The sequence below is a fragment of the uncultured Allobosea sp. genome (assembly GCF_945957345.1).
Taxonomy (GTDB): domain Bacteria; phylum Pseudomonadota; class Alphaproteobacteria; order Rhizobiales; family Beijerinckiaceae; genus Allobosea.
In genome coordinates this window covers 1-11,813 of the sequence record NZ_CAMFKW010000083.1, presented here as the reverse complement: position 1 = coordinate 11,813, position 11,813 = coordinate 1, and the positions used below count along the sequence as shown (strand labels likewise).

14 protein-coding genes and 1 pseudogene are annotated in these 11,813 nt (G+C 65.3%); 13 read left to right on the top strand and 2 right to left on the bottom strand.

Translation table 11 applies throughout. The annotated features are described in order from the left end of the window. Positions 1-294: 294 nt before the first annotated feature. Positions 295-495: pseudogene (locus Q0Q36_RS24075) on the top strand (IS3 family transposase); the annotation flags it as partial. Between the two features lie 353 nt (positions 496-848). Here the strand turns inward: Q0Q36_RS24075 and Q0Q36_RS24070 are convergent. Next, positions 849-1,178: a hypothetical protein gene (locus Q0Q36_RS24070; RefSeq protein ID WP_293802257.1), complete on the bottom strand. Its 330-nt coding sequence runs from the start codon at positions 1,176-1,178 to the stop codon at positions 849-851. 179 nt (positions 1,179-1,357) lie between these two features. On the opposite strand from Q0Q36_RS24070, the gene Q0Q36_RS24065 reads away from it, so the two are divergent. The 7 genes from Q0Q36_RS24065 to rfbA all read left to right on the top strand — a co-directional run bounded on the left by Q0Q36_RS24065 (position 1,358) and on the right by rfbA (position 8,780). Then, positions 1,358-2,776 carry a phosphomannomutase gene (locus Q0Q36_RS24065; RefSeq protein ID WP_293802255.1) on the top strand — a complete coding sequence of 473 codons (1,419 nt, stop codon included), beginning with the start codon at positions 1,358-1,360 and terminating at the stop codon, positions 2,774-2,776. 85 nt (positions 2,777-2,861) lie between these two features. Beyond that, complete coding sequence (locus tag Q0Q36_RS24060) at positions 2,862-3,887, top strand: NAD-dependent epimerase (protein ID WP_293802253.1); 1,026 nt, start codon at positions 2,862-2,864, stop codon at positions 3,885-3,887. 38 nt (positions 3,888-3,925) lie between these two features. Next, entirely contained in the window at positions 3,926-5,134 is a 1,209-nt protein-coding gene (gene pcaF / locus Q0Q36_RS24055; protein ID WP_293802252.1) for a 3-oxoadipyl-CoA thiolase, read from the top strand. Positions 5,135-5,369: 235 nt separating this feature from the next. Further along, positions 5,370-6,425: a dTDP-glucose 4,6-dehydratase gene (rfbB, locus tag Q0Q36_RS24050; RefSeq protein WP_293802250.1), complete on the top strand. Its 1,056-nt coding sequence runs from the start codon at positions 5,370-5,372 to the stop codon at positions 6,423-6,425. 14 nt (positions 6,426-6,439) lie between these two features. After that, positions 6,440-6,997, top strand: coding sequence for a dTDP-4-dehydrorhamnose 3,5-epimerase (rfbC, locus tag Q0Q36_RS24045; protein ID WP_293802248.1), 558 nt, complete (start codon positions 6,440-6,442; stop codon positions 6,995-6,997). Beyond that, a complete protein-coding gene (gene rfbD, locus Q0Q36_RS24040; protein ID WP_293802247.1) occupies positions 6,997-7,902 on the top strand; it encodes a dTDP-4-dehydrorhamnose reductase in 906 nt (301 codons plus the stop codon). Before rfbC ends, rfbD begins: the two co-directional genes overlap by 1 nt. Positions 7,903-7,904: 2 nt before the next feature. Then, positions 7,905-8,780 carry a glucose-1-phosphate thymidylyltransferase RfbA gene (rfbA, locus tag Q0Q36_RS24035; RefSeq protein WP_293802245.1) on the top strand — a complete coding sequence of 292 codons (876 nt, stop codon included), beginning with the start codon at positions 7,905-7,907 and terminating at the stop codon, positions 8,778-8,780. A gap of 66 nt (positions 8,781-8,846) precedes the next feature. On the opposite strand, the gene Q0Q36_RS24030 is transcribed toward rfbA, so the two are convergent. Then, a complete protein-coding gene (locus Q0Q36_RS24030; RefSeq protein WP_293802243.1) occupies positions 8,847-9,080 on the bottom strand; it encodes a helix-turn-helix transcriptional regulator in 234 nt (77 codons plus the stop codon). Between the two features lie 51 nt (positions 9,081-9,131). On the opposite strand from Q0Q36_RS24030, the gene Q0Q36_RS24025 reads away from it, so the two are divergent. The 5 genes from Q0Q36_RS24025 to Q0Q36_RS24005 all read left to right on the top strand — a co-directional run. Then, positions 9,132-9,509, top strand: a complete 378-nt coding sequence (locus tag Q0Q36_RS24025) for a hypothetical protein (RefSeq protein WP_293802241.1) — start codon at positions 9,132-9,134, stop codon at positions 9,507-9,509. 186 nt (positions 9,510-9,695) lie between these two features. Continuing rightward, positions 9,696-10,436, top strand: a complete 741-nt coding sequence (locus tag Q0Q36_RS24020; RefSeq protein WP_293802239.1) for an ERF family protein — start codon at positions 9,696-9,698, stop codon at positions 10,434-10,436. A gap of 2 nt (positions 10,437-10,438) precedes the next feature. Then, positions 10,439-11,062 carry a lambda exonuclease family protein gene (locus tag Q0Q36_RS24015; protein WP_293802237.1) on the top strand — a complete coding sequence of 208 codons (624 nt, stop codon included), beginning with the start codon at positions 10,439-10,441 and terminating at the stop codon, positions 11,060-11,062. Then, on the top strand, positions 11,062-11,454 hold the full coding sequence (locus Q0Q36_RS24010; protein WP_293802236.1) for a hypothetical protein: 393 nt from the start codon (positions 11,062-11,064) through the stop codon (positions 11,452-11,454). The genes Q0Q36_RS24015 and Q0Q36_RS24010 overlap by 1 nt, the downstream gene beginning before the upstream one ends. A gap of 28 nt (positions 11,455-11,482) precedes the next feature. Then, the coding region (locus tag Q0Q36_RS24005; RefSeq protein WP_293802234.1) for a hypothetical protein at positions 11,483-11,813 on the top strand (331 nt) is incomplete at its 3' end.

Sequence of the window (11,813 nt, the reverse complement as noted above, 5' to 3'; positions counted from 1 at the left end):
CGCCGGCACAAACGCAGGCGCTCCACTGGATGGTTTTCTCACCGCCGTGCACAGCAATGAAGTCAACCGCCATGGGAGGTCCTGCAATATCCGGCGACGCGTGCTCACCTACGCCACTTTGCCAAACGGTTCAACTGCGGAAAATTGAACACGCTCCATTAACGAACAATTTACCAGACTATTGTGACAAGCAATTCTTGGGCCGCTCGGCCAAGGAGCCGGCGGGGAAGCTAAGCCGTGTGGATAGAAGCTAAGCCGTGTGGATAAGTGGAGCTTCTGTCCGAAGGCGACATGATGTCCGGGACAGGAAAGAACACGAGGACACGATCGCGGCGGAGCCACGCACCAGCCTTTGAGGCGAAGATTGCCCTTGCGGCGGCCGGTGGGGCGAAGGCGATCGTAGACCTGCGGCAGCCGTTCGATGCGCATCCGAATCGGATCACGCAATGGCGCAATCCGCTTCCGGAGGAGGCTGTGGGACCCTTTGGCGGCGAGATCTGGGAGATTGCAGGTTTCGACTTAGCGGTATAGTGAACTTCCGCGCTTATGAGGTCACCGAGGCCCTCGACCGCATCGAGCGGCGACGCCGCGACCGGGTAACCTTCGGTGCGATAGCGGGCCGGCATTTGCCGATCGCCTGCTCAATCGATGGGCTGGCCACAACGGCGGCGCGGTCGCGCCGCATCGGGGCGATGTCGGTATCGCCGTTCACGCCTCGCGAGGGCCTCCGTGCCTTTCGATTGCCAACCGCAGATTGTCATCGCGGGCCACCTGAACTCGCCGCTCTACCGAGCCATAGCTCGCATTGGCTAGCCCGTTTGAGCATTTGTGCAATCGCTGAGATGGCTTCAGACTTCAGAGATTATCAGCGCTGGATGGCTGACATGCTTCGTGTATTGGTCGCGCTCTGCATATTTGAAGCGGCGGTAATGGCCGGCTCGACGCTCTGCAACATTGGCCCTTCCTGGCTTCTTGTCCTTGCCCCCATCTGGTTTCCGATCATCGCGTATGTTGTCTTCGCGGCGGCAAGCGTAACGCTCGTTGCGCTCGCGACGAGCCGCTGCGCCGAACGCACCTGAACCCTTCGCCAGCACGAAGGCGAAGAAGCGGGCGGTGTCGTCCGCCTCTTCATTCCTGATCATCCCCAGATCCATCCGGGTTTTCATGACCCGGAGCATGCTCTCTCGACTCAGGTTCACGGGGTTCCCTGATGTGGGTTCCGGCAGTGTGTCATCGCTCCTGGGGCCTTTTGACGGGGCACTCGCCATTTTGATCCATCCCGTTCGCCCAGTTCCAAACCAGCGAGAAAATCACTAAAGCTTGCCCTCTTCCACGGTACCACTTGAGTCCTCTCGCTATGACCAGCCTGAAATTCGGCACCTCCGGCCTGCGCGGCCTCGTCACCGAACTGGCTGGCCCGCCAACCTACGCCTATGTTCGCGCCTTTTGCGCCATGCTGCTGGAGGATCAGGCCGCCGGGCCAAGAAACCAAGTCCTGATCGGGCGGGACCTGCGGTCGTCGAGTCCCCTCATCGCCGCGCAATGCGCGCAAGCCGTCTCCGATGCCGGGCTCGAGCCGGTGGATTGCGGCGCCGTGCCGACGCCTGCCCTGGCGCAGGCCGCCATGGCTGCCGGCAGCCCTGCCATCATGGTCACCGGCAGCCATATCCCGGACGATCGGAACGGGCTGAAATTCTACCGCGCCCAGGGCGAGATCGACAAAGCCGACGAGGCACGCATCCTGGCCCAGCACGCCGCGCTGGCCCTTGCGGCGGCGCCCGATGTCGCGGTCACGGCGCCGTCGCGCGATGTCATAGCCGGCTACCGCGCCCGCTATGTCGATTTCTTCGGACGCGCGCTGGAAGGCTTGACCATCGGCGTCTACCAGCACTCCTCCGTCGGCCGCAACGTCATCGGCGACGTATTGACCGCGCTGGGAGCCACGCCGGTCGCGCTGGGTCGCAGCGAGGTCTTCATCCCGGTCGATACGGAGGCGCTGCGCCCGGAGGATGTGGATCTGGCCCACCGCTGGGCCGGCGAGCGCAAGCTCGACGCCATCGTCTCGACCGATGGCGATGCGGATCGCCCTCTGGTCGCCGACGAGACCGGGCTCTTCCTGCGCGGAGACCTGGTCGGCGCCCTCACCGCTCGCTTCCTCGGAGCCGACGCGATCATCACGCCGGTGACGTCGAATTCGGCGCTCGACCGCCCCGGTCTGTTCGACAAGGTCATCCGCACCCGCGTCGGCTCGCCCTATGTCATCGCTGGCATGATGCAGGCCAAGGCGGAGGGAGCCGCCATCGTCATCGGTTTCGAGGCCAATGGCGGCGTCCTGCTCGGCTCGGACGTCTCGCGGGGTGGGAAGCGACTCCAGGCCCTGCCGACGCGCGACGCCCTGCTGCCGATTCTGGCGACGATCGCGCTAGCCCGCGACGCTGACAAACCGCTGAGTGCGATTGCGGCGGAAGCGCGCTTCGCGGTCGCCCTGTCGAACCGCCTGCAGGAAGTCCCACAGGACCGGACGGCTGCCCTGCTCGCCCGGCTCGACGACGAGGACCCGAGCTTCCGGGACACGGCTTTCGCACGGCATGGCGGCGTCGCGGCGCGGGACCGCCGGGACGGGCTGCGCCTGACGCTCGGCAATGGCACGACAGTCCACTTCCGGGCCTCGGGCAATGCGCCTGAGCTGCGCGTCTATGTCGAGGCGCCGACGCCTGAAGCAGCCGAAGCGCTTCTGGCGGAGAATCTCGCTTTCGCCGCGGCGCAAACGCGCTAAACAACCTCAAGCGGACTCTTCGCGCGGCGAGCCAATGTAACTGCGCGGCGATGCAGGTCGTCCGCCGTTTCTGCAAGGACCCCAAGTGGATCAGGCCCCTTCGTTCGAACGCGTGCTCCTGACCGGCGCGGCCGGCTTTGTCGGCTTCCACGTCATTCAGGCTCTGCTCGACAGGGGCGTGCAGGTCCTCGGCATCGACAATCTGACGCCCTATTACGACCCCGCGCTGAAGCAGGCCCGCCTCGACCGGCTCACCGCCCGCAACGGCTTCTCCTTCGAGCCGATCGATATCGCCGACTACGACGCCGTGCAGGCTGCCTTCGCCGCCTTCCGCCCGCAGGTGGTGATCCATCTCGCGGCGCAGGCCGGCGTCCGCTACTCGCTGGAAAACCCGCGCGCTTATGCCGCCTCCAATCTCGACGGCTTTCTCTCGATCCTCGAGGCCTGCCGGCACAATCCGGTCGACCATCTGGTCTATGCCTCGTCGAGCTCCGTCTACGGCGCCAATGCCAAGGTGCCGTTCAGCGAGCATGACGGGGCCGACCATCCGGTCTCGCTCTATGCCGCGACCAAGCGCGCCAACGAGCTGATGGCGCATTCCTATTCCCATCTCTACGGAATCCCCGCGACGGGCCTGCGCTTCTTCACGGTCTACGGCCCCTGGGGCCGGCCGGACATGGCCTATTTCAAGTTCACCAAGGCGATCCTCGAAGGCCGGCCGATCGACGTCTATGACGAGGCCACGATGAGCCGTGACTTCACCTATGTCGACGATATCCGCGAAGCGATCGTGAGACTGGCCGGAAAGCCGCCTCAAGCCGGCGCGCTGACGGAAGCCGCGACCGATCCGGCAACCTCGACGGCTCCCTGGCGCCTCTACAATATCGGGAACCATACGCCGGTCCGGCTCGACCGGTTCATCGCAGCGATCGAGGATGCCTGCGGCCGCAAGGCGATCAAGCGGCACCTGCCCGCCCAGCCCGGCGACGTTCCCGCCACCTATGCCGACGTGACGGACCTGACTGCCAGGGTCGATTTCCACCCGGATACGCCGATCGAGACAGGAATTGCTCGCTTCGTCGCCTGGTATCGAGACTTCTACCGTATCTAAGATAAGCTGTTCGCCTTCCAGACCGCAGGATCCGTGACATGACCGAAGCCTTCATCTGCGCCTATGTCCGCACCCCGATCGGCCGCTTCGGCGGCTCGCTCTCCTCGGTCCGGGCAGACGATCTCGGCGCCGTGCCACTGAAGGCCCTCGTCGAACGCAATACGGGGATGGATTTCGGCGCAGTCGACGACGTGATCTTCGGCTGCGCCAACCAGGCGGGCGAGGACAACCGCAACGTTGCGCGCATGTCGCTGCTGCTCGCCGGCCTGCCCAAGGAGGTGCCGGGCACGACGATGAACCGGCTCTGCGGCTCCGGCATGGATGCCGTCATCACGGCCGCCCGCGCCATCAAGGCGGGCGAAGCCGAACTGATGATCGCTGGCGGCGTCGAGAGTATGTCGCGCGCGCCCTTCGTCATGCCCAAGGCCGACAGCGCCTTCTCGCGCCATGCCGAGATCCACGACACCACTATCGGCTGGCGCTTCGTCAACCCACTGATGAAGGCGCAATACGGCATCGATTCCATGCCGGAGACGGCCGAGAACGTCGCGGCCGACTGCAAGATCAACCGTGCCGACCAGGATGCCTTCGCACTGCGCTCGCAGCTCAAGGCGGTCGCGGCCCAGCAGAACGGCCGGTTGGCCAAGGAGATCGTCCCAGTCCTGATTCCGCAGCGCAAGGGCGATCCCGTTCGCATCGAGATCGACGAGCATCCGCGCGGCGACACCACGTTGGAGAAGCTCGCCAAGCTCGGCACGCCCTTCCGCAAGGAAGGCGGCACCGTCACCGCCGGCAACGCGTCGGGCGTCAACGATGGCGCTGCGGCGCTGATCATCGCCTCGGAGAAGGCCGCGGCGAAATACGGGCTGACGCCAATTGCGCGCATTCTGGGTGGCGCGACCGGTGGCATCGCACCGCGCGTCATGGGGCTCGGGCCGATCCCGGCCACGCGCAAGCTCTGCGAACGCCTTGGCTTGAAGCCCACCGATTTCGACATCGTCGAGTTGAACGAGGCCTTCGCCTCGCAGGGCATCGCGGTGCTGCGGGAACTCGGCATCGCCGAGGACGGCGCGCATGTGAACCCGAATGGCGGCGCGATCGCGCTCGGCCATCCGCTCGGCATGTCCGGCGCCCGCATCAGCGGCACCGCCGCGCTGGAACTGTCGCTCACCGGCAAGAAGCGCGCGCTGGCGACGATGTGCATCGGCGTCGGCCAGGGAATCGCCGTCGCGCTCGAACGGGTATGAAAGCCGCTCAAACGGGGCCTTGCGGCATGCGGGCCTTTGTTTTGCCGCGGTTCGGAGGTTTCGCTGTCGCGCGAAACGCTTCGTGACACATGCCGTGCGGTGAAGGGGGAAAGACGTTGAGGCCGACGACCATGTCGTGCGACCGGGGCAGATATGCGACCGCTCGCAATGGGCTGCCCGCCGCGCCTCTCCGCTCCACCCGTTCTTGCGACCGCTGCCGCCAGGATTGCCCCTCATGCGCCTGAGATTTCTCGTGACCGGCGGCGCCGGCTTCATCGGCTCGGCCGTGGTGCGCAAACTGATCGGCGAGACGGAGCACGAGGTCTGCGTCGTCGACAAATTGACCTATGCCGGCAACCTTGCCTCGCTGGCACCGGTCTCCGGCAGCAACCGCTGTCGCTTCGAGCAGGCCGATATCGGCGACGGCGAGCGCATGAAAGCGATCTTCGCCGATTTCCAGCCCGATATCGTCATGCATCTTGCCGCCGAGAGCCATGTCGACCGCTCGATCGACGGCCCGGCCGCCTTCATCGAGACCAATGTCGTCGGCTCGTTCACGCTGCTGCAGGAGGCGCTCCGGCATTTCCGGGCGTTGCCGGAGGATCGCAGGGCGCGCTTCCGCTTCCACCATATCTCGACCGACGAGGTCTTCGGCTCGCTGGGCAGCGACGGCTTCTTCCGCGAGGACACGGCCTACCAGCCGAACTCGCCCTACTCCGCCTCCAAGGCCGCATCGGATCATCTCGTGCGCGCCTGGCATCATACCTACGGGCTGCCGGTGGTGATGACCAATTGCTCGAACAATTACGGGCCGTATCACTTCCCGGAGAAGCTGATCCCGCTGATGATCATCAATGCGCTCGAGGGCAAACCGCTGCCGGTCTACGGCAACGGGCTCAATGTGCGCGACTGGCTGTATGTCGACGACCACGCCGATGCGCTGATCACCGTCGCCATCGCCGGCAAGCTCGGCGAGAGCTACAATATCGGCGGCCATAACGAGAAGACGAACATCGAGGTGGTGAAGACCATCTGCGCCATCCTCGACGAGCTCCGGCCGGACCCGAAGGGGAGCCGCGAGCGCCTGATCGCTTACGTCACCGACCGGCCGGGCCATGATGCGCGCTATGCGATCGACGCCGGCAAGATAGGCCGCGAGCTTGGCTGGACGCCGAAAGAGACCTTCGAGACGGGCTTGCGCCGCACCGTCGAATGGTATCTCGCCAATCCCGCATGGTGGGGCGATATCCGCTCCGGCGTCTATCGCGGCGAGCGCCTCGGTGCGGCCTGAGCGGAGACCGGACCATGCTGAGCGTCGAGGAAACGGCGATCCCCGCCGTCAAGATCGTCACCCCGAAGAAGTTCGGCGACCATCGCGGCTTCTTCTCGGAGACCTGGAGCCGCAAGACCTTCGCGGAAGCCGGACTCGATCTCGACTTCGTCCAGGACAACCAATCGCTGTCGGCGCCGGTCGGGACGCTGCGCGGCCTGCATTTCCAGTCCCCGCCCTTCGCGCAGGACAAGCTGGTGCGGGTCACACGCGGGCGCATCCTCGATGTCGCCGTCGATATCCGCGTCTCCTCTCCGACCTTCGGCAAGCATGTCGCGGTGGAGCTCTCAGCCCAGAACTGGAAGCAATTGCTGGTTCCGGTCGGCTTCGCCCATGGCTTCGTCACGCTCGAACCGGATACCGAGGTCATCTACAAGGTCACCGCCCCCTACGCGCCGGAGAACGATCACGGCCTCGCCTTCGACGACCCGGCGCTCGGCATCGACTGGCGCCTGCCGCTCTTGGGCCTCACCCTCTCAGACAAGGACCGCAAGCATCCGCGCCTCGCCGAGATGCTGCGCTATTTCGACTGATGACACTTCGCATCGCCGTCACCGGTTGGACCGGGCAAGTCGTCTGCGCCATGCTGGAGCGCGTGCCCGTCGGTGTCGAGGTCATCGCGCTGCGCCGCCCTGACCTCGATCTCGCCCAGCCGAAGACGGTTGCGCCGGCCCTGCGATCCGCCCGGCCCGACGTGATCGTCAACACCGCCGCCTATACCGCCGTCGACCAGGCCGAAAGCGAGCCGGAGCTCGCCATGCGCGTCAATGGCGAGGCGGCCGGCGAAGCGGCTCGGGCTGCGGCCGCGCTCGGCATTCCGATGATCCAGCTCTCGACCGATTATGTCTTCGACGGCGCGCTCGACCGGCCCTACCGCGAGGACGATCCGACCGGCCCGATCTCCGCCTATGGCGCGAGCAAGCTTGCCGGCGAGCAGGCGGTCGCCGCAGCGACGGATAACCATGCCATCCTGCGCACAGCCTGGATCTACAGCCCCTTCGGCAACAACTTCGTCAAGACGATGCTGCGCCTTGCCGAGACGCGCAACGAGATCGGTGTCGTCGCCGATCAGGCGGGCTGCCCGACCAGCGCGCTCGACATCGCCGACGCAATCTTCACCGTCGCGCGCAACCTGACCGGCCGGAAGGAGGATGCGCGCTTGCGCGGCGTGTTCCATATGAGCGCGACGGGCGAAGCGGTCTGGGCCGATGTTGCCGAGGCGATTTTCGCAGAGCGCGAGCGGCAAGGCGGCAAGCCGGTCCGGGTCAAGCGCATCGCGACGGCGGACTATCCGACCCCGGCGCGCCGGCCCGCCAATTCCCGGCTCGATTGCAGCAAGCTCGCGCTTGCTCACGAAGTGCTGTTACCAGAGTGGCAAAGCTCGCTCCGGCCTTGCGTCGCGCGCCTTCTCAAAGACCAGGCCAAGGACCAGAGGTAACGATGAAGGGCATCATTCTGGCCGGCGGTTCCGGCACACGGCTTCACCCGATGACGCTGGCGATGTCGAAGCAGCTCCTGCCCGTCTACGACAAGCCGATGATCTACTATCCGCTCTCGACGCTGATGCTCGCCGGCATCCGCGACGTCCTGATCATCTCGACGCCGCACGACCTGCCGAATTTCAGGCGTCTGCTCGGCGACGGCTCCGACTGGGGCATGAGCCTGACCTATGCCGAGCAGCCACACCCCGGCGGGCTGGCTCAGGCCTACCTGATCGGCGCCGATTTCGTCGCCGGCGAACCCTCCGCCCTGATCCTCGGCGACAACCTCTATTACGGCCACTCCCTGCCCGAGATGATGGCACGGGCGACGGCCCGCAGCAGCGGCGCGACCGTCTTCGCCTATCATGTCCGCGACCCCGAGCGTTACGGCGTCGTCGCCTTCGACCAGGCCGGCAAGGCGGTCTCGATCGAAGAGAAGCCGATGGTTCCAAAGTCGAACTGGGCCGTGACCGGCCTCTATTTCTATGATGCCGAGGTGGTCGAGATCGCGCGCTCGCTAAAACCTTCGGCGCGCGGCGAACTGGAGATCACTGACGTCAACCGGATCTATCTCGAACGCGGCGCGCTTTCGGTGGAATCCATGGGCCGCGGCTTCGCCTGGCTCGATACCGGCACACCCGAGAGCCTGCTCGAGGCCAGCGAGTTCGTCCGCACCCTCGAAAGCCGCCAGGGCCTGCGCGTCGCCTGCCCCGAAGAGATCGCGGCACGGCAGGGCTGGATTTCCGCCGCACAGCTGACGCTCCTCGGCGCAAAGCTCTCCAAGGGCGACTACGGTCAGTATCTCTTGCGCATCGCGGGCGACATTAGCGATTAATTCACGCGCTATGCGCGTTGTTACACAGCTGCCATTTTCACAAACATTGAAATTTTCAGGCCTGCGTTACTTCGCGGTCCCCTCCTGCTTCATCGCGACCCTGGATCTTTTTTCTCCAATCTCGACGCCTGCCTCCTCCAGGGCGAGTTTGATGCCCTGGAGATTGTTATGGGTTGGCACACGTCTGCCCTTTTCAAAGTCGCGGATGGTTGAGAGGCCGAGATGAGCGGCCTTGGCGAGGTCCTGCTGGCTCCAATCGAGGAGCGCGCGGGCGGCACGGCATTGGGCGGGTGTGATCATCGTGCCGGCATAGCCTGATCAACGCTTTTCGTCGAGTGCCGACTATTCCAGTTGACTGGTGCTGCCATAGGAAGGGAACCGTCCGTCACCGACGATTTTCGTCGCTGGAGGACGATGATGACCCTGATACTGGAGTTCAAGAACAAGCTCATTTTCTATAAGCCGGGCATCCTGCGCTACGCCATGCGGCGGGCCGGCCCTCAGGTTTCAGGGCTGCAAAGCCGGGCTCAACGGCGCGAGCTTCTGTCTCAGGCCCTTAAGCGCGGATGGGCGCAAGCCAGGGCCGAGCTGGCGGCGCTTCAACGGCTTCAGGCCCTGACGCCTTCAGGCGCTGCCTTGCTGCTTCGCGACCATGTCAGCACGGGGGCGGCGATCACCACGCCGAGCACGGCTCCCGCGAGCACCCTCACCCATCAGCAGCTTCACTGAGGACGTCGCGATGAACCGCAGTTTACCTCTTCCGCTCATCGTGTCCTCGCAGGCGCTCTCTCGCGAAGTGCCCCTGGAGCCCCTGCCTTCAACCTCCCGGCTCAGCCCGGCAGAGCTCGCCCAGGCGTACCGAGCCTGGCGGTTCGGGTCAGCGCGCACCGCATCTCTCGTCAGGGGGACCAAGCGATGACCAGCGCAGCGCGTTACCGGCGCTCCTCCTCAGGCGCTCGGCTCAGCGAGCTTCGCCCTGCCCCCACGATCACACCGCTGAGCCTGCTGAGTTCCGCACTCGACCGTGGTGCCGACGAACATGTGCTGTCTCAACTGATCGGCCTGCACGAGCGGAGCCGGGCGGACGATGCACGCCGAGCCTTTGAGGCAGCCCTGACGGCTGCCAAGGCCGAGCTCCCGGTAATCGCGAAGACCCAGATCGCCAGTATCGGAGCCAAGCACTACCGCCATGAGGATCTGGCCGAGATCGCCCGCGCGGTCGGGCCGATCCTGGCACGCCACGGGTTGGCCTACCGTTTCCGCTCGAACAGTGACGGCGGGAAGGTGACGATCACTTGCGTGATCACGCACCGCGACGGCCATAGCGAGGAGAACAGCCTCAGCGCCGGCGCCGATCACAGCGGCGAGAAGAACGCGATCCAGGCGATCGGATCGACGCTGACCTATCTGCAGCGGATGACACTGAAGGCCGCACTTGGGCTTGCCGCAGCGGATGACGATGACGGCAAGGCAGCAGGGGTGGCTGAGACCATCACCCGCCAGCAAGCTCGCGAGCTTCTCGCGCTGATCGACGAGGTCGGCGACGAGCGCGAGGCCCTGCTGCGCTTCTTTAAGATCAAGGCTTTTGCCGAACTGCCGGCGCGCCACTTCCGGCAAGCGCTGGTGATGCTCAATGCCAGGAAGGCACGGGCCTGACCATGCTCGAGATCATCAACTGCACACAAGGCTCCCCGGAATGGGCGCAAGCGCGCCTGGGCATCCCGACCGCGTCCGAGTTCGCCTCGATCCTGACCAAGGGACGCGGCGGTACCGAGAGCCGGACCCGGCAGACCTATCTCTACAAGCTCGCAGGCGAACGCCTGACCGGCGAGGTGATGGATAACTTCACCTCCCCACATATGGAACGCGGCAAGCTGATGGAGGAGGAAGCCCGCAGCGCCTACAGCTTCGTCACCGGCCTCGAGTGCGAGACCATCGGGTTCTTGCGCCGCGGACAGGCCGGCGCCTCGCCCGATGCGCTGATCGGCAAGGACGGCCTGCTCGAGATCAAGACCAAGCTGCCACATCTCCTGATCGAAGCTCTGCTCAAAGGCGAGTTCCCACCCGAGCACAAGGCCCAGTGTCAGGGGCAGCTGTGGATCGCCGAGCGCGATTGGATCGATCTCGCGATCTATTGGCCCGGCCTGCCGATCATGATTACCCGAGCCCATCGCGACGAGACCTTCATCAACGAACTCAGCACGGCCGTCACACAGTTCAATGAGGAACTCGATCGGATCGTCACGCAGGTCGCCGCTTACGGTCGACTGGAGGCAGCGTGATGAGTGGGCGTCGCGAGTTCACCCGCAGCCAGAAGGTCGCCATGCTCAAGCGAGCCATGGACGCGCGTGGCTGCATCCGCTGCGAAGGCTGCGGCCTCAATGTCTCCGGCAAGGTCGTCGAGTTCGACCACGTCATCCCGGAAGCGCTCATCCTCGACAAGAGCCGAGAGCTTTCGATCGAGGACGGCCGGGTTCTCGGCCGTGACTGCTGCCACCGCGCACCCGGGACCAAGACTGCCCGGGATCTGGCCGCAATCGCCGAAGCCAAGCGGCGCGAAGCCCGTCATCTCGGCATCCGGCCGCTTCTTTCGCGCGGCTTCCCAAGGCCGTCGCCGCAGAAGGCCTCTCGCCCGCTCGCCAAGCCAGCGAGCTGGCGCCGCGATGATCGCTGATCCCGATTGCTCGATGGAGTTCGCATCCGTGTTTTCGACAACCTCTTGCCCAGAACCCAGGCGCAGCCGCTGGCCGGCCCTCGCCATCGCCATCATGCTGGCCAGTGCCGCCAGCGCGTGCGTCCCGCGTACCGCCATGCGCTTCGACCGCTACGACGGACGCAGCGATGCCGGAGCAGTCGCCCAGTTTCAGCAGGACGATGCCATCTGCAAGGGCGAAGCCGCCAAGGCCCAGGCCATGGCGGCTCCAATCCATATGGGTCGTAGTCTCGCCGATGCGATGGAGGCCGGCATGCTGGAAGGTCAGCGCAACCAGGCGCTGCGCCAGATCATGGTCGGCTGCATGGCCGCTCGAGGCT

What these genes read in the sequence shown, in the direction of transcription:
- Q0Q36_RS24070 (WP_293802257.1), bottom strand. Translation starts at nt 1,178, where the DNA reads ATGCTCCGGGTCATGAAAACCCGGATGGATCTGGGGATGATCAGGAAT.
- Q0Q36_RS24065 (WP_293802255.1), top strand. Translation starts at nt 1,358, where the DNA reads ATGACCAGCCTGAAATTCGGCACCTCCGGCCTGCGCGGCCTCGTCACC.
- pcaF (WP_293802252.1), top strand. Translation starts at nt 3,926, where the DNA reads ATGACCGAAGCCTTCATCTGCGCCTATGTCCGCACCCCGATCGGCCGC.
- rfbB (WP_293802250.1), top strand. Translation starts at nt 5,370, where the DNA reads ATGCGCCTGAGATTTCTCGTGACCGGCGGCGCCGGCTTCATCGGCTCG.
- rfbC (WP_293802248.1), top strand. Translation starts at nt 6,440, where the DNA reads ATGCTGAGCGTCGAGGAAACGGCGATCCCCGCCGTCAAGATCGTCACC.
- rfbD (WP_293802247.1), top strand. Translation starts at nt 6,997, where the DNA reads ATGACACTTCGCATCGCCGTCACCGGTTGGACCGGGCAAGTCGTCTGC.
- rfbA (WP_293802245.1), top strand. Translation starts at nt 7,905, where the DNA reads ATGAAGGGCATCATTCTGGCCGGCGGTTCCGGCACACGGCTTCACCCG.
- Q0Q36_RS24030 (WP_293802243.1), bottom strand. Translation starts at nt 9,080, where the DNA reads ATGATCACACCCGCCCAATGCCGTGCCGCCCGCGCGCTCCTCGATTGG.
- Q0Q36_RS24020 (WP_293802239.1), top strand. Translation starts at nt 9,696, where the DNA reads ATGACCAGCGCAGCGCGTTACCGGCGCTCCTCCTCAGGCGCTCGGCTC.
- Q0Q36_RS24015 (WP_293802237.1), top strand. Translation starts at nt 10,439, where the DNA reads ATGCTCGAGATCATCAACTGCACACAAGGCTCCCCGGAATGGGCGCAA.
- Q0Q36_RS24010 (WP_293802236.1), top strand. Translation starts at nt 11,062, where the DNA reads ATGAGTGGGCGTCGCGAGTTCACCCGCAGCCAGAAGGTCGCCATGCTC.